The organism is Candidatus Polarisedimenticolia bacterium, from assembly GCA_036001465.1.
Classification (GTDB): domain Bacteria; phylum Acidobacteriota; class Polarisedimenticolia; order Gp22-AA2; family Gp22-AA2; genus Gp22-AA3.
In genome coordinates this window covers 1-21,721 of the sequence record DASYUH010000014.1, presented here as the reverse complement: position 1 = coordinate 21,721, position 21,721 = coordinate 1, and the positions used below count along the sequence as shown (strand labels likewise).

The following is a 21,721-nucleotide window of genomic DNA, read 5'->3' as shown; positions in this document are numbered from 1 at the left end:
TCCCGTCAAGCGTCACGCGCGCGAGCCCAGCGAATGACCGGCCCCATCCATTCGGACAGCGGCCGGTAGAGAAAGCCGTGGTGAAGCCCGGTGTCGATTCGAACCTCCGCGTGACGGCCCACGTCGCTGGCGCGCGCGAAAAGCCGAGCGCAGCTCTGCTCGAGCTCGTCGCTGGCTTCGAAGATGGAGAGCACTTCGCCATGCAGACCGCTGCCGAGCTCCAGCGTCTCCTCGTCACAGCTGCCCATGAACACGTAGCCGATCTCCCGTGCCGCCAGCCGATTCGACACGAGCATGGCGATGAAGCCCCCCATGGACGCACCGACGATCGTGATCCGCCGGGCCGGGACGCCCGCCTCGAGCAACCGCTCGACCTGCCCTGCGACCCGGCCGGCGTAGGCCGATGGCTCCGTTCCCCGCGGACGAGGCTCGCTGATGACGACGAGCCCCGCCTCGGCAAGCCCCTTCGGGATGGCATCGTACTCGTAGGGCCCATACTTCGGGCTCACCGCCCCCCGACCCTGCTCCTGCACGATGCGGCCGTGAAGATAGAAAAGGTACGTCGCGCCCGAGTCGGGCTTCGCCGGCGGCTCGGCCAGGATCCGGCCCGGGCCCCTGGCCGGGGTGCTGGCCGTGCCTGCCCGGGGGACCGTGCCGCCCGCGGGCGGGCCAGCCAGGAGCGCCAAAAGCCCCATGGCTCCCAACAGGTTGGTCGGCGGCCCCATCGTCATTCCCTATCCTCGCGGCAACGAGGGCTCGAGGCCGAACAGCCGCCGGACCGGCTCCCTCTGCAGGACGATGATCGTGAGCACCCCGAGGACCGTGCCGAACGGCATGAAGATGCACGCCACGGCCGCCATGACCAGACAGAACGTGTGGTGCCGGCGACTCGACAGGCTCCGGCCTGCCAGCACCAGGCCCAGGGCAAACGTCAGCACGACCGCCACGAGGAGGGAGCCGGCGGCGATGATCGCCCAGCCGATGACCCTTGCATCCGCTTTCTCACCGGCGCCGTCGTTCCCGCCGCGGAGCATGAGGGCCCCCATGCCGATGTAGATCAGGGGCACGATCGCCAGCATGCAGGAGAGACCGGCCACCACGTAATGGAAAATCGACAGCAGCCGCAGGTGCTCTTCATCCCGTGTCAACGGGCCCCCCGCCGGCCGGCGCCCGGGGCCTTCCTGGACGAAAGGGCCACGAGGACCAGCCCTCCGACCAGGATCGAGCCCATGCCGAACAGCTCCCCCTTGTGCCTCAGATCGTCGGCCACGGTCAGGAAGCCCACGATCGCGGAGATCACCAGCAGCCCCCCGAGCAGCCTCATCCCATGTGCCACCATGCGTCTCCTTCGTTTTACAGGTATCCCAGCCACCAGTCCTTCCTCCTGGCCTTGATGCCGGCAAACCAGCGGCATGCGTAATAGAGCATCACGATGGCCACTGCCCAGACAAGGTAAAGGAGCGGCAGGCTCCACGTGTACCCCTCGGGCGGCGGGGGATTCCCCATCGGATGGTTGGCGAAGAGCCAGGGGCTCACCTCTCCCAGGCGGATCCTGGACACCAGGAGCGCGAGCGCGTGAATCAGCGGGATGTGGAGCACGTAGAAGAACGCGGCCCATGCCGGCATGGGAGGCGAGCCGCCCGATCCCTCCGCCGCGGCCCCCCACGGGCGCGGGTCGCCGTAGAGGTTGAACCCCCTGAGGACGAAGAGGACGATCGCCCCGAGGCCGAGGCCGATCCGGTTCCGCCGCGCCGGCTCGAGCATCAGGATCCTTCCGAACGCAAACCCCGCGGCCATCACCCCGATCCATGGGACGATCGAGTAGAGCACGAGGAGCGTGGGGCCGTCGGACCCGAACCGGATCGGCCCCGCGAAGAATTCCAGGTAGAGGATCTTCCGCAGCCCGGCCAGGCGGCTCTCGCCGAGTGCCGGGATCAGCTCCCCCAGGTGCGGATCGATCAGGTTGTGCCCCGCGATCACGGCGACGCCGAGAGCCCCGATCGCCGCGATCGGCAGCTTCACCAGCCCCGCCATCAGGATCATGCACCAGCCGATGGCCCAGATGACGCCCGCCATCTCGTAGTGCGCAAAATCGAGGTTGAACGTCCAGGCCGCACGCAGGAGCGTGAGCTCCAGGAGGACGAGCCAGGCGCCGCGAATCAGCAGGAACCGCGGGAGGCCGGCATGCCTCCGGCCATGGAAGAAGGCGCTGGTCCCGGCCAGGAAGACGAAGGCCGGCGCGCAGAAGTGGGTGACGAAGCGGGTGAAGAAGATCCCGGGCGTGGGACCGCCCGGGCGGAGACCGGAATAGACCCGCACGTGGTCGATGGCCATCAGGATCATGACCCCACCGCGGATCAGATCGATCGACGCGATGCGGTGGATCGGTCCGGCCGGGGAGGTCGGGACGCTCACGCTCGTTTCGGGGTCTCGCTCATCAGGGCCAGGTGGTTCCCATCGGGGTCCCGGAATTCGGTCAACCACAGCTCCGTGGCGGCCGTTCGGTGAACGACGTGCGGGCTCGCTCCGAACTGGACGCCCCGCTCCACCAGCGTCCCGTAGACACCATGGATGTCCTTCACCTGGAAGTAGACCGCCGATCCGCGCTGGCGGGGCTGGCCCGCCTCGGGGACGCCGACGAGCAACCGGACGTTTCCGGCCTGGAAGAAGCTCATCTGTGGCGGAGCGGAAAACAGGAACCGGAGTCCCAGCGTGTCGCGATAGAACGCGATTCCACGATCCAGATCGTCGACCGGGATGAGAAGCTGCCCGATTGTTGCGTCCGAAAGATCCATGTGGTCACCCCCTATGAGCACACGCCCGGTGCGGCACGAAGATAGACATCGGATGCCAGCTGGTCCAGCATGAACTCGGCGACGTCCGCGCGGGAAATGCGCACCGTCAGCAGAAAGCTTCCGACATCACGACCATGACGGGACCGGCCCCGCCTGGCGCCGTTGGTCAGCGCTCCGGGGCGCACGATCACCCACTCCACTCGACTCTGCGCGATCTCTCGTTCCTGCCGCGTCTTGTCCCAGAAGTAGAAGGGCAGGATGAGCGGAATGACGAAGAGCGTGTAGAACGCACCCAGGCGCCCGGCGCTGTCTCCGATGCCGAGAGAGGTCTCGCAGACCAGGCGCCTCGCACCGTGCGTCTCCATGGCGCGCAGGATGTTCCGTGTCCCCTCCGAGAGAATGCGGGTCGGATAGAAATACCGCTTGTGGCCCAGGGCGGACAGCACCGCGTCCTGGCCGCGCACGGCGGCCTCGACCGACTCCTCGTCGAGCACGTTCCCCCGGACGACCTTCAATTGGGGATGCTCGATCCGGAGCCTCGACGGATCGCGGACGAGAGCCGTGACGGAATGACCGCGCTCCAGGGCCTGCTGGACGATCTGACGACCCGTTCCGCCGGTCGCGCCCACGATCAGGACCCGCGATGTTGGATGGCGGGGGGCTCCAGGCGCGGGCGCCGCCTGCGCATGGTGTCCTGCCCGTGCCAGCGCGACCGAAAGCACGATCGCGTACGAGAAGAGCAACAGGAGAAGCGTCATGCTCGGATGCATCCGCCGCGTTCCATCAGAAGAGCCGAAGGTGGCCGCGCGCCAACCCAGAACAGAACCAGGCCGAATGCCGCGAGCGAGACCATGCCGAGCGGCGCCTCTCCGGTCGTCGATCCAGTCCCTGCCTGTGCCTGGCCGGGCATCCCCTGCCTCCCATTTACGCCGCCGGCTCGCGTTCGAGCCGACCCTCAACCCCCCGGCGCGGCGCTCCACCTGCCGTCCGGCGGCGCGTGGCCGTTCAAATGCTTCACGTGGGTCCATGCACGCCCCTGGACCCCGCACGCAACGCGATCAGGGCCGCAAGGGCAGCGTCCTTCTGGTCCTTCCCCCAGGGGGGACCGGCCGATTTGCCGAGCTTCGCGGTCTTTTTCACGAGGCCGCTCGCTGGAGTCCCGAGCACCCTCGCGGCGTGCTGCGACAGCAGCTTCTCCGGAATCGCGACCAGTCTCAGTCCGCACGCCTGGGTGGCGCGGACCAGCGCGTCCCGGAACAGGAACCCCTCGGCCTTGTGCATGCGGAAGTGCACCGCGAGGATCTCTTTGGTGCTCCAATCGGGCATGGGTGCGCCGACAAGCACCGCGCAGCCCGTCACCTCGTTGTCCCGCTCCCGCTCCCGCTCCACCGCCGCCCGCATCTCTCGAACGGCAATCCGATGTGCCGCTTCGACGCCGCGCTCCACCAGCTCCCGCGCCGCATCAGGCCTCAAGTCCTCGGCAGCGTGATACGGCTGCTTCGCCCAGTCGTCCTCGGCGAGCTCGATGCGGCGCCGATCGACGAGCACGACGTCGCCGTCGCGCTTGCCGACGACGACGAGGGCCGCCCAGCCCGAGTGAGCCTTCGTTCCGAAGGCGACCTTCATCCCGACCCGCCCCCCGTCACGCTCCCGGCGGCTCGTCATCGCATCGACATCGGCGCGCTCGGGCCGGCTCCTGGTTCGGAGAATATGCCCATGGAGAAAAAGTGGGCTATGACGGCGCCGAAGACGATGCCGATCGTGAGCACCACCCACCGCCACCGCCCCCAGGCACTTCGAAGCCCCGAGTACTGAACGAAGAGGTCGACGGCATACGCCGCGCAGTAGCACACGTTCGCCAGCACGGCCAGAAAGATGAGGAGAAAAAACGTGTCCCAGGTCAGGGCCGATCGGGATGCCGGCCATGCGACCAGACCATGTGCCCCGACGACGCCGGCCAGCGCCAGATTGTAGAGGACCCGGCGCCGCTCCCAGTATCCGATGGCGTCCGACGCGATCTCCCCGAACCGTGGTGCGGCGCGCCTGTCGCGCGCTGCCTGGGACATGTCCGGTTGATCAGGTGACTCGGTGCGCATTCAACCTCCTCGCGAAAGGCCCGACGAAGCGGCCCGTGTCTCCCGTCACCCGCATGGGGCGCATGCCCCCGATGATTCCATCCCGCGCCCGCTACAGCGCCCGACGGAGGTAGAGCGTCGCGATCAAGCAGGCAAACCCCGTGTAGACGATCGGGCCCATGAGCCGGATTCCGCGACCGGGCGTCCACGGGACCAGTTGGGACAGAACCGTCGTCAGCATCGCACAAAGGGCCCACAGCACGAACATCATGAACGCATGACGACGAAGATTCCAGAGCGCCTCCGCCGCGAGGAGCGCCAGCGCGGTGAGAAACCCGGCGGCGATGAGAACCTCACGACCGTTCGCGACATGGCGGTGCGTCAGCACAGGGGCCACTGTCGCAATCGATGAGCCGAGCACAAGGACGGCGATTGCCGTGACTCCGATCGGCCGTTTCATCCTGCCCCTGCGTGCCGTCTTTCCAGTCCAGCCATACGCTCTGCTCCCTCTCGGTTCACCTGATTCGCCGCCTGACCCTCCGGCCCGGTTGCGGCACGCTGCCAGCCGTCCGATCCTGGACGGCCCAGTGCCACGGCTCGTAGGCCATGCCAAACCGATTCTCGCGCGGATACGTCATTGCGAAGGCGAATCGATGCGCGTGCCGCACGAGCCAGTCGAATGCAGCGGTCGTCTCAAACTCCTCCGCAAGCGGCGTGCAACCCGGCGCCGTCAGGTCGACGGCTCTGCCCGTGTGGTGCTCGCTGAAGCCCGGTGGCGTGTTCACCCGCAAAATACGCTCGAGCGCCTCACCGGCCTTGAGCTTCCTCTCGAAGATCTGCCGCTGATACTCCAGGCTCCGAAAGGCGGAGACCAGCAGCAACGCGATGCCGTCCTGATGCGCTGCGGCCCGGAGCTCGGTCCATCGACGGGCCGCGTGCGGCGTCAGCTGCCGGTCTCGTCCATGAATGTCCAAACCGACCGAGACGAGGTCCTCGGCCTCGGGATACGAAGGCAGGTGCCTGTCCGCCCCGTACGATGCCGGAATCCCCAGCTCGGCCAGGATCTGCGCCACGCGCGCATCGTATGAGTCGTCGGTCCGCATAGGATTCGGCCTGGCCAGGCAGGCACCCCCGCCCTCACCTGCGATGGAGCCTGAAGGCCCATGCGCACAGCCCCCAGGCCACGACAAGACCCAAGCAGGAGACCCAGTTCGGCACGGTCCAGGTGCCGATCTGGGCCGGCCAGCGATAGATCAGGCGGAGGAGATGAAGCACCCCAACGAGAAAGAAAATGAAGCCTGAGCCGGCGAGATACGTCTTCGTGTTCATTGGCGAAGGACCTCCGCGTAGTAGTCGACGGCCCCATCCCACGCGGCACGGGCCGACTGAGGCAGCCCGCCAAAGCATGATACCTCGGCCCCGGAATGGAACAGCTCCGGCTTGCCGCCTTTCCGCGCGACGCCTCCGGCGATCAGCGCGTCGTTCAGGTTGGTGTCGAAGTCGTTGTAGAAGGCGAAATGGGGTGTCGTGACCATCGGGGTCCGCCCGGCCGCCTGTCCGAGGCTCGCGCTCGTCACGGTGAGCAGCATTCCCAATCCGACCCTGAGTCGGGCCGCCGGACGCGACCGTGAGTGCCCTGCCTCCACCCTGTGCGCTAGCCGCCCGGTCATCTCGCCGTCCCGTCGGCGTGCGGGCCCTTCGGCTCGCCGATGAGGTGCAGCAGAACCCGTCCCAGGATGAACAGCGCCGAACTGCAGAACAGGCCATTGGCCAGGAAGTAGGTCGAAATGCTGCCACGGAGCAACCCGGCAGGCTTGAACAGGCCGTCGTCGAACGCCGCGGCGACCAGGCAGAGCACAAGGACGAGGAGCGCCACGATGGGATTCACTACTCTCAAGTAGGTCTTCATCTCCACCTTCCGGGACGAGCGTCCTTCGGGCTCCCGCCGGCCGCTGCAGCCGGCGCCATGGCTTGCAGGCTCCACGCCTTCATGGCACCCAGAGCCGCGCCGAGCGCCACGAGGTTTGCCGCGGGCACGGGGCGGTGCGTGAAGAACTGGAACAGGGTGAAGGTGGTCGACCCCGCCAGGAAAGACACCGCTCCGAGAAAGAAGAGCCCACATGCCTTTCGAAAGGCGCGGCCCGAGATGCGATTGATTCGTATATTGAAATACAGAATGCCATAAACCCCGAAGTAGGCGAGCAGGACCAGCAGCGACGAGACTGCCAGGAACGGGATGTTCGTCCAAATCGGCCGCGGGCCTCGGATCAGCCACAGAAGGAGCGTGACGCCGACCAGGCCTGTCAGGACGCAGGCGACCAGCTTCCGTCGGTCGGTCAAGAGACGATCCAGCATGCACGCCCCGCCGGTGTTCCCGCTCCGCCGCGGCGCGTCAACGCAGCGAGGCGGTCGCGCCTCGGTCGCTGCTACGGCTCCTGCAGCTCATAAGCCCGTCGCCAGCGAACGAAGCACAGCTCCGGTCACCACCGTCATGTTCCGCATTGGTTCCCCCCCGAATCCGATCACGATGTTGTGTCCGTATTCTGCAGCGCGATGATACGCCACCCGTCAGCTTCTCCCTGCATAACGAGGGTCACGAAACCGGTGCGAACGCTTGACTCGCGGATCTCTGGCGCATGTCCCGGGTCCATGTGCCACGCGCAGAGAATGACCGCAGCGTCCGGACCGAGCATCTTGACGGATTCCGTCACGAGCGACACCCGGCCAGACTCGGCGGAGGCGGGTGGACGCGTGAACAGGGCATCGCGAATCCGACCGCGTCCCGCCAGACGAACCCCCGACGCGGTGACATAGTCAGCGTTCTCGGCGAACAGTCGGCTGAAGGAAGGGCCGTCACCACGATTCCAGGCTTCGACCAGCTCTTCGACGACGCGCCGGATCGCATGCTCGATGCTCATGTGCGCCGCTGCGCCTCCGCCACCGACCTCCCGGGCGCCGTCCTCTTCAGCCGGCGTTTCCCGGCGCCCGGTACGCCGTCGAAAATCTCCACGACTCCCGTCTCCAGCGAATACTCGGCTCCGACGACGAGGAGCCCCTCGGCCTGGATCAACCGCTCCAGGACATCCGATCCGTGCCGGAGGTGGTTTGCCGAGACGCGGATGTTGGCCCGAACGGCCTGCCGTAACAGAGCGCCCGGGTGCGGCCCAACCTCTGTCGCCAGCAACGCCTCCACCGACGGCCGGATACGGTCAACGATCGAACGGAGGTTCCGTGACTGGCTCTCCGACGGGCGCCCGAGCTCCTCCAGGGTGGCCTGAACAGCTCCACACTGGGAGTGGCCCAGCACCACGACGAGTCGTGTACCGAACCGTTCCGCGGCGAACTCGACGCTGCCGACCTGGGAAGGGGCCACGATGTTTCCGGCGACACGGATGACGAACAGGTCACCAAGGCCTTGATCGAACACGATTTCGGCCGGCACCCGCGAGTCGGAGCATCCAAGAATGATGGCGAACGGCTCCTGGCCTGCCGCCAGCTCGCCGCGGCGCACCGGGCTCGCGAGTGTGTCGCTGCTCCGAACGCCCGACACAAAGCGACGGTTCCCCTCTCGCAGGCGTTTGAGTCCTTCTGACCCGGAGACCATCAATACGTCGTCCTTGTCCGGCTGGCGCCCCGCTTGACCCGCGGCAGTCGAGCGCGGACGCCCGCGCGCAGCCACCTCAGTTCTTGCGGAAGCATATCTCGAGCCTGTTGCCGCTCGGATCCTCAAAAAAGACCGCGTAGTAGGTCGAGCTGTATTCCGGACACGCCTTCGGTCCGCTCACGTTCCGCCCGCCTGCCGTCCTGACGACCTCCGCCAGCCTGTCCACCTCTTGAGCGCTGCCGACCCAGAACGCGATCCGGGCTGCATTGGGTCGATGGTCGGGCTCCTCGGTGAACCCGAAATATGGCACCGAGGGAAATTCGCCCTCGGCAGAAAACACCTTCCACTGGCCTCCATGGCGCTCGCGCCTGAATCCCAGGAGGGGGAGGAGGGCTGCATAGAACCGCGTCGCCTCGGCCATGTTCGATACGCGAAGATCGATGTGATTGAACGGATTGACCGACATTGTCATCGCCTCATCCGGGGTTGATTGCGCCAGCCTGTCCCGCGTTCCTGACCTGTGGTTGCGCTCGACACTCCCGCTCAGCCGCGGTGATCAGATCGCGCATGCGTGCCCCTCGGTACGACACGCATCGTACGACGGACGGGCCGCTTTGTCAGGTGCATCGACACGTCAGGCGGAACGCGGGTCGGGCGCCCTCGCGCGGGCCCCCTCACGCCCGCCGTGCCACGGCGATCAGGTGCGCGCTCACGCCGGCGAGCGTCGGCTCGGCCTCGAGCGCGGCGAGCGCGGCGAGCAGCACGGCCCGGCGCCGGCCGTCGGCGAGCCGCGCGTCCAGGTCCGGCAGCAACCAGCCAGGCCCCTCCACGGCCAGGGTCGCTTCGTGCACCAGGCCGGCCGCGGCGCACTCGGCCGCCAGCTCTTCCGGGAGATGGAAATAGGCCGTCGTGAAGTACGCCGGGTCGCGCGTCGGATTGCGGTGCCGCCCGTCCCGCCGGTCCCCGGCGGCCACGGCCGCGAACGTCGGATCCTCGAGGAAGCCGCCCCGGAGTCCGTCCAGCGTCGAGGCGAAGCGCGAGATCGCCGCGGCGACGACGACGCCGCCCTGCCGACACGCACGCCGAGCTTCGGCGAGCGCCTGCAGCCGCTCGGCGCGCTCGGCAAGATGGTAGAGCGGCCCCAGGAGGAGCACGGCGTCGGCGATCCCGTCCGGCAGCGGGAGCGCGCGCGCGTCTCCCACCTCGGCACTGGCGAGTGCCGCTCCCGGCCGATCGCGGGCGGCGATGCGCGCCTGGTCGACGTGCAGCGGCACGGGGTCCACGAGATGGACGTGGTACCCACGTTCGGCCAGCCAGACGGCGTACCGCCCGGGGCCGCCGCCGACGTCCGCGACCACGGAGGGCGACGGCGGGAGGTACCGCTCGAGCAGCGCCTGGGTGCGCGCGCACTCGAGCGCGCCGGGCCCGCCGGCAAGCCGATCGCGCTCCAGCCCTCGGGCGTAGTACGCCGCGATCTCCTCGGCGTCGCGTGACACGTCGCTCATCGACTCCTCCGGGATGGATGCCGCCCCACGCTCCGGCTGAGCTGCGGATCGCGAACCGGCATCGGGCGCCGCGGGCGAATCGTCACGGCGCCTGTCCGCGGGCGCCGTCCCGGTTCGACCGCCTTCATCGTGAGCGCTCCATGTAGGACTTGAGCGCCCTGAGCCTCTGCCGCACCTCCCGCCGGAAGAGAACCGACGCGATGGGGCCTGTCATCGCCCGAAGCCAGCGAGGTCTCATGGAGAAATTGAACCGATACGTGACGCGGGTCAGTCCGAACCCGATGTCCTCCTGACGGAGGCTGGCGGCGAAGGTCTCGAGGACCGCAGGTCCCCTGGTCATGGTCACCGCAGCGACCTTCGGCCGATCAAAGGAGCAATAGACGGTCTCCATGGCAAGCCCGGCAAACCCATTCCGGGCCGTGCAGCGGGTCTTGACCCCGAGGCCGGCCGCCTTCGCTCCCTCGAGAAGAGAGGCCTCCTTCAGAAAAGGGTCCCACTCGAGCCGTCGGGCGTAATCGTGAATGAGATCGAAAACCGCCTCAGGGCTCGCGCGAACCTCGATCGCCGCTTCCACCGATCTCATCGCGACCTCGTGCAACGGATGGTGCCAAGCCATAGCGGTGGGCGGCAGCCATCTGAACCCATGCCCGTGGAAGCACCTTCACACTCCGAAGGGCACCACCCAGGACTTCGGTTGACTCGACCCGCGAGCGCAGAATCTCGTCACAGTGATCGGGCGTCTTCACGCAGTCGACCGATCGTCCGGTCAAGTTCACCAGCGCGCCGGCTCCATCCAGGTGGCGCACCCAGTCCTCAGGAGTGCGTGCATCCCATTGGGCATGAAGCCAACGAGAATCCTCGACCGATGGATGGCGGGACATCACGATGACCTCACACCCCATGCCGGCAAGGTGGCGTGCCAGGTTTCCGCCGAGGAACCCTGTGCCTCCCGCGATCACAATCCGACCCGTGGGTTTCATGTTGTCCTGAGCTTGTGCAAGATGATGGTGTTGCCTTCGGTGTCTTGCACGATCGCCATGCGGCACACGGGCGATTGCACGTCGTCGGCCTTGAACTTCACGCCTTCGCTCTTGAGGCGCGCGACGAGCACGTCCAGGTCTTCGACCTCGAACGCGATGCTCGCACCGCCCGGAGGGGCAGCCGACTTCGGATCGGGATGATTGAACAGGGCCAGGCACCCGCCGCCCGGCAGGTCGTATTCGGTCCACACGCCGTTGTCCGAGTGGCCGCCCACGCGCAGGCCGAGCCTGCCTTCGTAAAAAGCGCGCGCGCGCGGCGTGTCCTTCACGGGAAACATCGTGAATGCCACCTTCTTCAGCATGCGGCCCTCCAACGGGTCGCGGATCGGCAGGACACCCACAGCCAGGCTGTCGGCCTCACTTCGCGGACGATCTCATCATGCTCGAGCCGCCCGCGCGGCTCTGGCAAGTGCGGCGTAGGCCCACACCGCGCCGGTGCCCAGCAGAACGAAGGCGGCGACGTAGCCCCAGAATGCGGCGTCCGCTCCCGTCTCCCAGATCAGCGCTGGAGGCTTCGCGGACACTTGCCACTCCGGCTGTCCGGTGGCCCACAGGCGCGTCAGCGAGAGCACGTCGCCGCCGGCGTGCAGGACCATTGCCGGAAGAATCGAATTCGTGGCGTACGCGAGGCCGCCGTACACGGCGGCGACGGCGAGATAGTACGGCAGCATCGCCACGACCGACGCCGGATGATGGGTGTAGTGGCCGACTCCGAACAGTGCGCCGTTCAACAGGATCGCCACGACGGGCCCGTGTCGCCGCTCGATCGGCCCCTGCATGTAGCCGCGAAACCCCGCTTCTTCGACCACGCCGGCAACGACCGACCCCATGACGAGCAGGAGAAATACTGTGAGGACCGGCATGTGTGGCGGTGCGCTGATCGCTTGTGATTCCGCCGGGAGTCTCACCAGCCGGCTCATGATCCCGAGCAGCGGCAGGAGCGCGGCCAGGCCGACCATCCCGGCCAACAGCGACATCCCCCACACGTCGCCCGAAAGCCCGTTGGCGCGAAGGCTCGTTCGGCGCGCCTCTGCGGTCGTTCGTGGCCAACCCGAGCCGTTGAGGTACCTCCAATACAGCCACAGATAGAGCGTCATCGGCAGGACGGCCCAGGGCACGCTCAAAAAAACACGCTGGTTCCATGTCACGAAGAACGCCCACGGGAGCGTCCCCGCAGAGGCGACCGCGAGCCCGGTGATCAAGGCGCGCACGAGGATTGGCAGGCGTCGCCAGAGTGAGAGCATCAGATCGTGCCTCGGCGGCGCGCGTCCAGAGCGCTGGAGGATAGGGACGGCCGCCTCGATCCAGCGTGTCTCAGTGAAGGTCTCCATCGACCAGCGCCCGCGATTCACCGACCCTTGCAGTCGCCGATGACGGCAGGATTCTGAGCGTCCACCCGACGGGAACATCGCATGATGGCAGCTCTATCCACGATTCACACCGGACGTCTCCGTGCCGCCCAACGCTCCCGCTCAGCCGCGGCAGGCGGGCGCGGAATGCCGATTCATGCGTTAATCATTCGTCGGTCTGCTGCCGTGGGCGGTCATGGCGCTCAGCCCAACCCAGAAAAATATCGATGATTCGGCCGAGCATCAGCGGCCCGCCAGCCCCTCGAAACCTGCCACCTTCTATCCAACATCGCACCCAGTCGACCTTGGGAGCCAAATCAGAGACCTCCTGAAACGTTTCCGACTCGAGAGTTGTGCCGGCCAAATCGATCGTGACCAACCATCCTGGGTTATCGAGGCTCTCAACCTGGACACCATGCTCATGCTCCCAGTCACCGTTGCAGGCGGCGACATACCAGAATTGAAGCCGAAGCAATGTGTCGGTCGTCATTCACAACCCTGTCTGTCCGGCTCACGCCCCGGTTCAGACGCAGTGGGCGAAAGCCCGACGTGCCCGCCCGGCAACTCCCAACCCGCCCACCGTCGCCTGCAACCGGCTGCTAGCCGGCCTGCACGAAAATCCTGCCGTCACGATAGTTCACCTTGAGACGATAGCGCACGGCCCGCCACCATTTATCCGCCGGTTGAACTATCGGATCATCAGCCTCGAGTGTGCATTCAACGTAGTCGTTCGGGCCGTCTTCGGTAGGAAAATGATCTCACCGCACGAACCGCCATTGGTGTCTCCTGGGGAGTTGATAAACGCGCTGATCCGGGTATTCGTCGAACCCAGAAACAGCGACGAACAGTTCGGCCTTCGGACAGCTCTCAGAAGTCTCGTCGCATTCACCGTGTTCCGGAACGCTCAGGATGCGAACGCGTAGAGCTTTCGACTCTCGAGCTGATGTCTCTTTCACAATCTGGACATTGGCTAGGACGTACTCGAGACGCTCGTCCCGCACCTTCTGGAGACGTTCGCCACCGCTCGCTGCGGACGAGACCAGAGCGGCAAGTATGAGCAGCTGGAAACCCATCATGTGCGGCCCCTTTCACTTTCTCCGGCCAGCGCCAGGGGTCAGGAACGGTGGACGAATGCCCAACGTGCCGGCCCAGCACCTCCCGATCCGCCCACCGTCGCCTGTAATCGGCAGCTCTTCGGCAATTGGATTAACGCCACATGTCAGTCGTCAGCTTCCTGCCTGACGCATCAAGGATAAGCTGCGAGGCGCAACGAGATCAATGATTGCACGGGCGAGAGCGCACCTCGACATCTTCATCCGATTGTCAGGCCGCCTCACGATCCCTCGGCACGGCCTTTGCGTCCGGACCCGATCTGGACCAGCCAGCTCCGCGGGCGCTGCTCGGATGCGGGTCCAGCCGAATTCGCGCCAGGGGGCGGAGATGGCGTGCATTCAGTCCTGTCGCGTCTGCGGCCGGCCGGCGGGCGATCCGTCGTACTGCACCTGCCGGGCCATTGTGAGGACGGACTGGCGACTTGCCCTAGGACTTCGCTTTCTTCGAAGGTCTCGACTTGGCAGAACCGTTGAGGGCGACCGCCTGGCGAACGAGCGCCTTGAAGGCGGGCTCGTCAACCTGTTCTCCTTCGTGAATGTCGATCGCGCGGCGTACGTTCCCGTCGAGACTCGAGTTGAAGAGACGGGCCGGATCCTTCAGGGACGCGCCCTTGGCGAAGGTCAGCTTCACGACATTCTTGTAGGATTCGCCAGTGCAGATGATGCCGTCGTGCGACCAAACCGGAGTCCCCATCCACTTCCACTCCTCGACGACATCCGCGTCTGCTTCCCTGATGAGCTTGCGCATTCTGCCGAGGGTTTCCCCGCGCCAGTCCCCGAGTTCGGCAATTCGTTTCGAGATGAGCTCCGATGCCGACTGGCCTCGGCTCGCGCCCGGCCTTTTCATGTTCTCCTCCTAAACAATGACTTTCTGATACGGGCCTCCTGTTCGGCGCGGTATTCGGCGATGCGGCTCCGGTCAGCTTCGGCGAGCGCGCGCCGGAGAGCGGCGGCTTCAAGATCGCGGCAGTAAGCTGGCGTTCCGGGCTGCTGCCGCCAGGAGTCGTCCAGAGCCCCGCCGTCGACAGGGTCGAAGCCAAGATCGTCGACGAGGCGAAGCACTGCTGCCTTGGCGTCCGACGAATCGCCCGCGACCGAGAGAGCAATCCGCCCCCTCGTTCCCCGAGGTACGCCCTTTTCAAGAAGGCTCTTGGCGAAAATGTTGTTGAGCGCCTTGATCACGGGATGCCCGATCTGCTGGGCGACCCACTGGCTGTCGAGCGTGCCCCGGTCGATCGCAGCGATGTGGCCATCGCGAAGCTCGGGATGATAGTTGCCGATATCGATTACGACGACGCTGCTCGGCACGTTGGCAAACAGCCCCCGCGGAAGATCGGCGACGGCCTTCGTTGGGATGGCAAGGATGAGGATTTCTCCGGCTTTGGCGGCGTCGACAACGGAAGCGGGGGTCGCGCCGATCTCGGCCGCCAACGCGGTCAGACTCTCAGGTCCTCTCGAGTTCGCAATCGTGAGGTGATGGCCGAGCTTGGCGAGGTGGCGTGCAAGTATCCCTCCCATGCTTCCGGCGCCGATGACTCCGATTCTCATGTCGGCTCCCCTGTTCTCCTGCCCGGAATGCCGCTGCAGAAACTCCAAAGTCTTACGGTTGAACTCCTCCACCTTTTCATGGATGGGAGCGGGCGGGCAGGGTCAGGATCAGCGGCTCTCCGGTTCCCTGCTGATCGTAGTTCATGGTGATATCGTTCACTTTGATTTTGGGCGTCCTGCTGTCTCCCTCCTCCCCCGATGTCTGTACATTACGGGCTCACTGCATGGCTCGCAGAGTCGAGGCCACCCTAAGGACCTGACGGGTCGTGCCCTCCGAGCCCGCTGTCAGCAACAAATGCACCTTTAGACCACGCACATGCTCCGGCGAGGAGGGTGACCCGGTCGCGAAGAGTCCATCGACGATCGCCTCGTAGTTCATGGTCGGTATTCCATCCTCCTCCGAAACCCATACCGACCAAAGGACTCGTTCCGAGCCGATCGGATATTCCCGGTGATTCACGGAGCCTTCGAAGCTGGGCGCCAGGAGCTTGGGCGATGGTCCGACATACACATGCACGTGGGCTCCATCGGATGCAATGCAGCTCAACGTTTCCAGCGTGAGGTGATAGACGGTTGCCTCCTTGGATCGCTCGACATCCAGCCTATGCCCGGGAGGCAGATCGATTACGAGATTTGGGATTTCAGGCCGACCCGATGTGAGAACCACCGGTCGAGGTCGCTCGAGGTCGCGCCCCTGCTCTCTGGAGGCAAGCAGGGCCGATGGGCGTACAAGCAACACGGCTCCGAGCACACCCAGGCTCAAGTAACCCAAATGGTTCACGGTCTGATTCTCCTACGCTTCACTCAAGTCGCCTGACGCTCGGCTTCAGCCACCGGCGGCGCGCACCGGCGACTGCGAGCACCATGCTCGCAAGAGAAGCGTGTCGTCGGTCGGCTGCGAGCCGCAGTCAGGTTGCAGCCCGGGTGCGCCCGCTCTTGAGCAACCACGCCAGGTACCCGGCTGCCGTTACGTCGTACGTGAGACAGAACTCTGGCCACCAACCTGGCACTCCCGGATTGGATATGACTCTGCCATGGCCAAGATCGAAAATGCCATGTGCCGCGAGCGCAACCACAACAATCCACAGCGATGACCTGAAGCCTGCAATTGCAACTACAAGGAAGAGTGCGCCAACCAGCGACTCAAGAATGCGTGCATGCGTGGATGCGCCCATGACTGCGAAGAGAGCGTAGTAGGAGGCGATAACAATTGTCACGGTCGGATAGAAGGCTCGATCACGATCCAGGCCGACACCCGTGGCGAACAACCCCACCGCGAATGCCAGAAACGCTCCGACCAGTAGTGCCACGATGTACCTCATTGCGTGATCTGCAACCCAACGCCGCTGCTAAGCTGCGGCGCGCGTGCGCCGCCTCTCAATCCGCCGGGGGCCTCTCGCGCGCCGCCAGCTTCAGCCGGTTGTTGGCCGGATTCGTGACTATGACTCTACTTGACTTCATGTCAGACCTGACATATAGTGTCTGCGGCGATGGACCCACCCGGGAAACCCCTGGTCTGGTTGCGTGGCGAGATCAAGACGCCGCCCTTCACGGCCGAGGCCCGAGTGGAGGCGGGCCATCTCTTGCGGCTCGTGCAGCTGGGCTGGAAGGTGGGCATGCCCCACTCAAGACCGATGCCTACGATTGCACCCAGGTGCCACGAGCTGCGGGTCAAGGATGCTCGAAGCGACTGGCGAATCGTGTATCGAGTCGATGCGGATGCCGTGGTCATTGCGGACATCTTCGCAAAGACTACACGCACGACCCCCGGCCGGACGATTGCGGACTGCAGACGCCGGCTCAAAATGTACGATGACGCCAAGTAGGAAGGAGTGAGCCCCATGAGGAAGGACAAGCGAGCCCGATTGGAACGATCGGGGTGGAAGGTCGGGACAGTCCGTGACCTGATCGGGCTGTCCAAAGCCGAGGCGGCGCTCGTCGAGCTGAAGCTCATTCTGAGTCGCGGGCTTCGTGAGCGCCGCGCCCGACGCAGGCTCACCCAAGCGCAATTGGCTCGTCTGCTCAAATCGAGCCAGTCGCGGATCGCCAAGATGGAGGCTGGAGACCCTTCAGTCTCGATCGACCTTCTCATTCGCTCCCTTCTTGCCATGGGCACCACTCAGAGGGAGTTGGCCCAGGTCATTGGTCACAAGAGCAAATGATTCCGGCTAACGCCCGGCTAAGCTGCGGCGCGCGTGCGCAGCCTCCCATCCGCCACGGGCCTCCCGCGCGCCGCCAGCTTCCGCCGGTTGTTAGGCTTCGGACCTACCGCCGCCCTGAAACTTCGGCGAGATGCTTCTTCAGCCACTCTGCCAGGTCTTCCCGGCTAACCTGCCCTGAGGCCACATCAAGAATCAGACGTTCCGACTCTTCCACGGAGCTGAGCACCTCGTAGCCGTTCAACATCAGGAAGGTTTCCATGGCCGCATGGCCGACTCGCTTATTGCCGTCAAGAAACGGATGGTTGAGGATGAGCGAATAGCACAGCGCCGCCGCCTTGTCCGCAAGCGACGGATGAAGGTCACGGCCCTCAAATGTGGCTCGCGGCTGAGCGATTGCCGACTCGAGGCCTCGAAGGTCCAAAACCGGCTCGGCCCCGCCCGTTTGCGCGACCACAAGACGATGGAGGTCGAGCACCTCGGTCAGGCTGAGGTACCGCACTAGCGGAGGCGCTGATAGAGCGCTCGGTTCTTCTCGAGAACTCGCGAAGCCGCTTCGCTGAAGTCAGCTTCGCGCTGAGAGAGCAAGTCTCTCACGAGCGCTGCCGCCAACTGGTCAGCCGGCACATTGAGCCGACGGGCCACATCGGACAGCTGCTTTTCCTGGTCTCCGGTCACCTCGACGGTCAGCTTCACGTTTGCCTCGTTGCCGACATTTTAGCCCACTTGGCGCCCGAAAATCATGGGGCCCTCCGAAGCCTAACGCCCGCGCTCAGCCGCGGCGGGCGATCGCATAGTTGCATTTAATGTCGCACGTGCGGCCCGCCGTAGGCTGCAGCGGGTTGTTGGGCGGCCTGTCGCCTACGCTTGAACCACCAGAACGAACTGGCCACGATGGCCCAGGCTACAGAATTCATCAAGAGGGCGAGCGAGCCGAAAATGAAGGCGAACCCCGGCCCCGTGACTTTTCGAAAGAGTGGGGTGACCGTTGTTGCGGTCGCCTCGTAGATCCCACCCCAATACCCATCACCCAGCAAGTAGAGTTCGATTCTCTGGCGATCGACACCTAGTGCTTGGACATTGAGCACCCAGCTGCTCTTGCGATGCACCGTGTCGTGGTCTCGAAGGTATCGCTCGATGCTGCGCGTCCGCTCGAGCGGCACTAGATAGGACGCACCGGCGGGTGGGGGAGGAACGTCATGAGGATTCTCAGGCATCGCAACCCACGCCTGTTCATCATTGACGACCACTACCGGGAAGGGGCCGCGCAAGTTCTCGTGGTCGACCGGACTGCGCGTCATCGGATCAGCGAGTCGCGTAGCCGGCGGGATAAAACCGACACAACTTGTCATGAAAGCCACCGGGATGACCCATCTGAGTCGCATCGCCTAGCTCCGGAAGCACGGCCTCACAACACACATACGATGTCGGTCCGCCCAACGCTCCCGCTCAGCCGCGGCGGGCGCATGTCCCAGGTGAATCAACCTTGCACCTGCCGCCCGCCGGCGGCTGCAGCGGGTAGTTGGGCGGACATGTCTCAGCCGTATCGGCCGCCTCAGCGCACGTCTTCGTAAACAAGAATCGCCAAGAAGATCAAGGAACTACCATACACGACCATTCGTGCACGTCGCAGCGCATCCAAATAGGCTGCTGGCAGGTTGAGTGCGCGGAGCCTTCGAAAATAGGTGACGTGAGACCACGCCACCACACCGGCCACGACAACAACCTGAACATAGAAATTGACCGGTCGGAAAGGCACGCCCAATAAGCCGAGGACAACCAGTAGCACGCACGCATAGGCGACCAGCAACATACGGGCCGCGCGGCGCAACCCCCACACTGTGCTAACTTGATTACTCTGCTCGCGTGTGAGGAGCAAAGAGGCGCGCGCCTTAATGAGTGAGCTCACCACCCACGCGCCGCCCAGAATCAACAGCACCACGACGTTCAGCCAACTCAAGCTACCACCGCCATCAGTTCCGCCCAACGCCCCGGCTAAGCTGCGGCGCGCGTACGCAGCCTCCCATCCGCCACGGACCTCCCGCGCGCCGCCAGCTTCAGCCGGTAGTTAGCAGGCTTCGTAACTCTAGAGATCTTCGGGACGAAGGCCGGTGCGCTTGGAAATTCTCGCGAGCATGCGGGGCCCGATTTCTTCGCGATCGTGGAAGGCGAAGACCACATCTGGCCAACCTTCTCGGGACAATGTGCGGTGGGATCCGGTCTGTCTCTTGAGCTGCCAGCCAATCTTGAGTAGAGCCGCCAGCACCCTGCGTGCCCTGGTGCTGGGCCACTCGCTCATGCGGCCTTGAAGGAGATGTCCCGAAGCTCCGGACCCGCTTCCCCGTGTTCGAGGCGGTCGGCCACCACACGAAGGGCCAGGGCTTTGGCTTTCGCGACTGCCTCCTGCGCCGATGGGCCATACGCCATAACCCCCGGCAACTCAAGGACTTCCGCGAGCCAACGCCCGTCGTCTTCCTGTTCCAACTCGACCGTGAGAACCATAGGTGCCTCGGACTATCGGTTGTTGCAAGAATTCTACGTCACACAGGTCCCACAGGCCATCAAAAAAATGCCGCCTGTCCAGCTAACGCCGCGTTTCAGGCGCGGTGGGCGAAGGCGGACGATCTCCCTCTGCTGAGAGCCTGCCACCCACCGTCGCCTGCAAACGCTTGTTAGACGCCGCCTTATCGCAACGGATCGCTGCTAATTCCAGATGACTCGGCTCTGTTTCCAGGAACCATCCTTTTGACGCTGATACAGGTAGAGGTAGTTGCCACTCTTCTGGATTGGAGCGCCACCAGCCTTCGGAGTCAGCGTGTAATGCTCCGTGCCCCGATCAAAGGCCCAATCGCCGGACACCACAATCTCCTGACTGTTGTACTCAACCTGCACCGCGAACGCATCGTGGAACACCCGCATCAGGGCGGCCACACTGTCCCCACCGGTCACTGGTGGCTTGTTGGGTCCCATCATGACTAGGTCGTCAGCGAAGTAACTTCGAAACTGGTCCACACTTCCGGCGTTCTCGGCGGCCTCGAACTGCGCGGTCGCAGCAGCGATGGCCTGACGGTCAGCGGCTGGATCTGGCGTGGTGGCGGAATGGCATGCCGCTGTCAGGAACGCTGGGAGGAGAACTCCGATTGCCACATGCCTCATCGAACCTCCTTGGGTAAGCGGCGTCTAACGCCCCGCATCAGCTGCCGCGGGCGCGAAACGTTGACTTGCCCGCCCATGCCGACTTGAAGGTGCGCCCGCGGTCGGCTGCATGCGGTAGTTATACGCCACTCGCACCTTCGATGGCCTCTAGGCCCCGAATGTATCTGCGGGCCAGCAACAGCGGAACGACCCCAAGAACTCCGAAACTGCAATCGATAAGCCGCCAGTAGAATGGGATCTGCCGGATAGCGCCAGCGATGAGAGCCAGTGGTATGACTGCAACGCACGCGATGATGCCGAAGTTGACGACCCAGACGTTCCGGACCGGATCGCGGAGTGGCCCTATGAAAACAACTGCGATGACCAAGTGCGCAAAGGCGAGCCAATCGGTCGCATACGCGAGAAACGGATATTTGGTGCCCGTCTCGCGGAGGGCCGCTGCAACCGTGGCGATCCAACACCTGCCTCCAAGGTAGTCCTCTGGCGATGCCGCTGGGTCTATGTCGAGAAACGAGCAGAGGATGCGGAGCTCGGTGTTGAGCGGGAATGCCGTCAGGCCACTCATTACCAAACCTGCCACAAATAGGATCAGCAAGATTCGGATCCGCCGCCTGAGCCTAGAAGCCAGGTTCATGATTCGTTGTGCGTACAACGCTCCGCATCAGGCGCGGCGGGCGCCAGCGCGGCGCGTGCCGTTGTCGCCCATTGCGACGGCGCACGCCGTCGCCTGCATGCGGTGGTTGGGCGGCACCCCGGGTTGGCTGAGGGTACCAACTGCCAGTCACCGAAGGAATCGAGCGAATACCCGCTTCCCGCCATATCGCTTGGTCGTGCACGTGAGCACCTTGACTGAACGACCGAGCACCTTCTGCACGGCAATCGCGGCTGCACGACTCTTGAAAAGCGTTGCCGCCTTCGGGCAATTCCAAGCATAAACCCCGTCCGCCACGTCGTAGAAGAACGTTGGTCGCCGGCCGAGGTCACTTACGAGCAAGTATCGGACAGGGTCCTTGAGATCCGCAACCCGACGCTTGAGCTCACGGAGCCATTCCTTCGTGAGTTTAGGCTCAGGTTCTTGGAACGCCGGCTTGCCCGGTTGCTTTCGACCGACCCGCTGCCGGGGCACACGGCGGCGATGGCTTTGCTGCGGATGGAGAGGTACTGCCCGGCTGAAATCGTATTCGCGTCTCATTGGTTCACGAGAAGCTGGCCCCTACGCAATGTCTCTCCTCATTCTGTCCGCCCAACGCCCCGGTTCAGGCGCGGGGGGCGAACGCCCAACGCGCCGGCCCAGCACCTCCCAACCCGCCCACCGCCGCCTGCAACCGGTAGTTCGGCGGCCGTTCCCGATTGGCGATGCTTACCGCCCGCGCGGAGG

General features: G+C 64.9%; 36 protein-coding genes. 2 read left to right on the top strand and 34 right to left on the bottom strand.

Annotated features, from left to right (window positions below; all coding sequences use genetic code 11):
- Nucleotides 1-5: 5 nt before the first annotated feature.
- From VGV60_03340 to VGV60_03215, 26 genes are all read right to left on the bottom strand, one after another.
- Nucleotides 6-731: an alpha/beta hydrolase gene (locus VGV60_03340; GenBank protein ID HEV8700288.1), complete on the bottom strand. Its 726-nt coding sequence runs from the start codon at nucleotides 729-731 to the stop codon at nucleotides 6-8.
- A 3-nt stretch (nucleotides 732-734) separates the two neighbouring features.
- Nucleotides 735-1,148 carry a hypothetical protein gene (locus VGV60_03335; protein HEV8700287.1) on the bottom strand — a complete coding sequence of 138 codons (414 nt, stop codon included), beginning with the start codon at nucleotides 1,146-1,148 and terminating at the stop codon, nucleotides 735-737.
- The gene (locus VGV60_03330) at nucleotides 1,145-1,336 is read right to left on the bottom strand and encodes a hypothetical protein (protein HEV8700286.1); all 192 of its coding nucleotides are present in this window, start codon (nucleotides 1,334-1,336) and stop codon (nucleotides 1,145-1,147) included. The genes VGV60_03335 and VGV60_03330 overlap by 4 nt, the downstream gene beginning before the upstream one ends.
- A gap of 17 nt (nucleotides 1,337-1,353) precedes the next feature.
- Nucleotides 1,354-2,415: a heparan-alpha-glucosaminide N-acetyltransferase domain-containing protein gene (locus VGV60_03325; GenBank protein ID HEV8700285.1), complete on the bottom strand. Its 1,062-nt coding sequence runs from the start codon at nucleotides 2,413-2,415 to the stop codon at nucleotides 1,354-1,356.
- Nucleotides 2,412-2,795, bottom strand: a complete 384-nt coding sequence (locus tag VGV60_03320) for a VOC family protein (GenBank protein HEV8700284.1) — start codon at nucleotides 2,793-2,795, stop codon at nucleotides 2,412-2,414. The genes VGV60_03325 and VGV60_03320 overlap by 4 nt, the downstream gene beginning before the upstream one ends.
- Before the next feature lie 11 nt (nucleotides 2,796-2,806).
- Nucleotides 2,807-3,553: an SDR family oxidoreductase gene (locus VGV60_03315; GenBank protein ID HEV8700283.1), complete on the bottom strand. Its 747-nt coding sequence runs from the start codon at nucleotides 3,551-3,553 to the stop codon at nucleotides 2,807-2,809.
- A 256-nt stretch (nucleotides 3,554-3,809) separates the two neighbouring features.
- Nucleotides 3,810-4,460 (bottom strand): hypothetical protein, encoded by a 651-nt coding sequence (locus VGV60_03310; protein ID HEV8700282.1) that lies wholly within the window; start codon nucleotides 4,458-4,460, stop codon nucleotides 3,810-3,812.
- Nucleotides 4,457-4,861 (bottom strand): hypothetical protein, encoded by a 405-nt coding sequence (locus VGV60_03305; GenBank protein HEV8700281.1) that lies wholly within the window; start codon nucleotides 4,859-4,861, stop codon nucleotides 4,457-4,459. Before VGV60_03305 ends, VGV60_03310 begins: the two co-directional genes overlap by 4 nt.
- Nucleotides 4,862-4,982: 121 nt before the next feature.
- The gene (locus VGV60_03300) at nucleotides 4,983-5,330 is read right to left on the bottom strand and encodes a hypothetical protein (GenBank protein HEV8700280.1); all 348 of its coding nucleotides are present in this window, start codon (nucleotides 5,328-5,330) and stop codon (nucleotides 4,983-4,985) included.
- A gap of 55 nt (nucleotides 5,331-5,385) precedes the next feature.
- The gene (locus tag VGV60_03295) at nucleotides 5,386-5,943 is read right to left on the bottom strand and encodes a M15 family metallopeptidase (protein HEV8700279.1); all 558 of its coding nucleotides are present in this window, start codon (nucleotides 5,941-5,943) and stop codon (nucleotides 5,386-5,388) included.
- A 64-nt stretch (nucleotides 5,944-6,007) separates the two neighbouring features.
- Complete coding sequence (locus VGV60_03290) at nucleotides 6,008-6,199, bottom strand: hypothetical protein (GenBank protein ID HEV8700278.1); 192 nt, start codon at nucleotides 6,197-6,199, stop codon at nucleotides 6,008-6,010.
- Nucleotides 6,196-6,459, bottom strand: a complete 264-nt coding sequence (locus VGV60_03285; GenBank protein ID HEV8700277.1) for a hypothetical protein — start codon at nucleotides 6,457-6,459, stop codon at nucleotides 6,196-6,198. The genes VGV60_03290 and VGV60_03285 overlap by 4 nt, the downstream gene beginning before the upstream one ends.
- Before the next feature lie 77 nt (nucleotides 6,460-6,536).
- Entirely contained in the window at nucleotides 6,537-6,779 is a 243-nt protein-coding gene (locus VGV60_03280; GenBank protein HEV8700276.1) for a hypothetical protein, read from the bottom strand.
- A complete protein-coding gene (locus tag VGV60_03275; GenBank protein ID HEV8700275.1) occupies nucleotides 6,776-7,210 on the bottom strand; it encodes a hypothetical protein in 435 nt (144 codons plus the stop codon). The genes VGV60_03280 and VGV60_03275 overlap by 4 nt, the downstream gene beginning before the upstream one ends.
- A gap of 182 nt (nucleotides 7,211-7,392) precedes the next feature.
- Nucleotides 7,393-7,788, bottom strand: a complete 396-nt coding sequence (locus VGV60_03270) for an SgcJ/EcaC family oxidoreductase (protein ID HEV8700274.1) — start codon at nucleotides 7,786-7,788, stop codon at nucleotides 7,393-7,395.
- Nucleotides 7,785-8,474 (bottom strand): carbonic anhydrase, encoded by a 690-nt coding sequence (locus VGV60_03265; GenBank protein HEV8700273.1) that lies wholly within the window; start codon nucleotides 8,472-8,474, stop codon nucleotides 7,785-7,787. Before VGV60_03265 ends, VGV60_03270 begins: the two co-directional genes overlap by 4 nt.
- 76 nt (nucleotides 8,475-8,550) lie before the next feature.
- Nucleotides 8,551-8,946, bottom strand: a complete 396-nt coding sequence (locus VGV60_03260; GenBank protein ID HEV8700272.1) for a VOC family protein — start codon at nucleotides 8,944-8,946, stop codon at nucleotides 8,551-8,553.
- Between the two features lie 202 nt (nucleotides 8,947-9,148).
- Nucleotides 9,149-9,979, bottom strand: a complete 831-nt coding sequence (locus VGV60_03255; GenBank protein ID HEV8700271.1) for a class I SAM-dependent methyltransferase — start codon at nucleotides 9,977-9,979, stop codon at nucleotides 9,149-9,151.
- 124 nt (nucleotides 9,980-10,103) lie between these two features.
- The gene (locus tag VGV60_03250; protein ID HEV8700270.1) at nucleotides 10,104-10,562 is read right to left on the bottom strand and encodes an SRPBCC family protein; all 459 of its coding nucleotides are present in this window, start codon (nucleotides 10,560-10,562) and stop codon (nucleotides 10,104-10,106) included.
- Nucleotides 10,563-10,955: 393 nt separating this feature from the next.
- On the bottom strand, nucleotides 10,956-11,321 hold the full coding sequence (locus VGV60_03245) for a VOC family protein (GenBank protein ID HEV8700269.1): 366 nt from the start codon (nucleotides 11,319-11,321) through the stop codon (nucleotides 10,956-10,958).
- A 75-nt stretch (nucleotides 11,322-11,396) separates the two neighbouring features.
- Entirely contained in the window at nucleotides 11,397-12,263 is an 867-nt protein-coding gene (locus tag VGV60_03240; protein HEV8700268.1) for a CPBP family intramembrane glutamic endopeptidase, read from the bottom strand.
- Between the two features lie 271 nt (nucleotides 12,264-12,534).
- Nucleotides 12,535-12,858, bottom strand: coding sequence for an immunity 53 family protein (locus VGV60_03235; GenBank protein ID HEV8700267.1), 324 nt, complete (start codon nucleotides 12,856-12,858; stop codon nucleotides 12,535-12,537).
- Nucleotides 12,859-13,126: 268 nt separating this feature from the next.
- Nucleotides 13,127-13,444 carry a hypothetical protein gene (locus VGV60_03230; GenBank protein ID HEV8700266.1) on the bottom strand — a complete coding sequence of 106 codons (318 nt, stop codon included), beginning with the start codon at nucleotides 13,442-13,444 and terminating at the stop codon, nucleotides 13,127-13,129.
- 463 nt (nucleotides 13,445-13,907) lie between these two features.
- Nucleotides 13,908-14,327, bottom strand: a complete 420-nt coding sequence (locus tag VGV60_03225) for a DUF1801 domain-containing protein (GenBank protein HEV8700265.1) — start codon at nucleotides 14,325-14,327, stop codon at nucleotides 13,908-13,910.
- Nucleotides 14,324-15,067, bottom strand: a complete 744-nt coding sequence (locus tag VGV60_03220; protein ID HEV8700264.1) for an NADPH-dependent F420 reductase — start codon at nucleotides 15,065-15,067, stop codon at nucleotides 14,324-14,326. Before VGV60_03220 ends, VGV60_03225 begins: the two co-directional genes overlap by 4 nt.
- Nucleotides 15,068-15,936: 869 nt before the next feature.
- Nucleotides 15,937-16,338, bottom strand: coding sequence for a hypothetical protein (locus VGV60_03215; protein HEV8700263.1), 402 nt, complete (start codon nucleotides 16,336-16,338; stop codon nucleotides 15,937-15,939).
- 180 nt (nucleotides 16,339-16,518) lie between these two features.
- Here VGV60_03215 and VGV60_03210 point away from each other — a divergent pair, with 180 nt between their 5' ends.
- The gene (locus tag VGV60_03210; GenBank protein ID HEV8700262.1) at nucleotides 16,519-16,854 is read left to right on the top strand and encodes a type II toxin-antitoxin system RelE/ParE family toxin; all 336 of its coding nucleotides are present in this window, start codon (nucleotides 16,519-16,521) and stop codon (nucleotides 16,852-16,854) included.
- 15 nt (nucleotides 16,855-16,869) lie between these two features.
- A complete protein-coding gene (locus VGV60_03205) occupies nucleotides 16,870-17,190 on the top strand; it encodes a helix-turn-helix transcriptional regulator (GenBank protein ID HEV8700261.1) in 321 nt (106 codons plus the stop codon).
- A gap of 103 nt (nucleotides 17,191-17,293) precedes the next feature.
- Here VGV60_03205 and VGV60_03200 read toward each other — a convergent pair whose 3' ends face one another.
- From VGV60_03200 to VGV60_03165, 8 genes are all read right to left on the bottom strand, one after another.
- The gene (locus VGV60_03200; GenBank protein ID HEV8700260.1) at nucleotides 17,294-17,689 is read right to left on the bottom strand and encodes a type II toxin-antitoxin system death-on-curing family toxin; all 396 of its coding nucleotides are present in this window, start codon (nucleotides 17,687-17,689) and stop codon (nucleotides 17,294-17,296) included.
- Nucleotides 17,689-17,883 carry a hypothetical protein gene (locus VGV60_03195; GenBank protein HEV8700259.1) on the bottom strand — a complete coding sequence of 65 codons (195 nt, stop codon included), beginning with the start codon at nucleotides 17,881-17,883 and terminating at the stop codon, nucleotides 17,689-17,691. The genes VGV60_03200 and VGV60_03195 overlap by 1 nt, the downstream gene beginning before the upstream one ends.
- A 107-nt stretch (nucleotides 17,884-17,990) precedes the next feature.
- On the bottom strand, nucleotides 17,991-18,572 hold the full coding sequence (locus tag VGV60_03190) for a hypothetical protein (GenBank protein ID HEV8700258.1): 582 nt from the start codon (nucleotides 18,570-18,572) through the stop codon (nucleotides 17,991-17,993).
- Nucleotides 18,573-18,742: 170 nt separating this feature from the next.
- Nucleotides 18,743-19,147, bottom strand: coding sequence for a hypothetical protein (locus tag VGV60_03185; protein ID HEV8700257.1), 405 nt, complete (start codon nucleotides 19,145-19,147; stop codon nucleotides 18,743-18,745).
- 126 nt (nucleotides 19,148-19,273) lie between these two features.
- Nucleotides 19,274-19,486 (bottom strand): type II toxin-antitoxin system HicA family toxin, encoded by a 213-nt coding sequence (locus tag VGV60_03180; GenBank protein HEV8700256.1) that lies wholly within the window; start codon nucleotides 19,484-19,486, stop codon nucleotides 19,274-19,276.
- Nucleotides 19,483-19,689, bottom strand: a complete 207-nt coding sequence (locus VGV60_03175; GenBank protein HEV8700255.1) for a type II toxin-antitoxin system HicB family antitoxin — start codon at nucleotides 19,687-19,689, stop codon at nucleotides 19,483-19,485. The genes VGV60_03180 and VGV60_03175 overlap by 4 nt, the downstream gene beginning before the upstream one ends.
- Before the next feature lie 201 nt (nucleotides 19,690-19,890).
- Nucleotides 19,891-20,343, bottom strand: coding sequence for a nuclear transport factor 2 family protein (locus tag VGV60_03170; protein ID HEV8700254.1), 453 nt, complete (start codon nucleotides 20,341-20,343; stop codon nucleotides 19,891-19,893).
- A gap of 118 nt (nucleotides 20,344-20,461) precedes the next feature.
- Entirely contained in the window at nucleotides 20,462-20,938 is a 477-nt protein-coding gene (locus VGV60_03165; GenBank protein HEV8700253.1) for a hypothetical protein, read from the bottom strand.
- Between the last annotated feature and the right edge of the window lie 783 nt (nucleotides 20,939-21,721).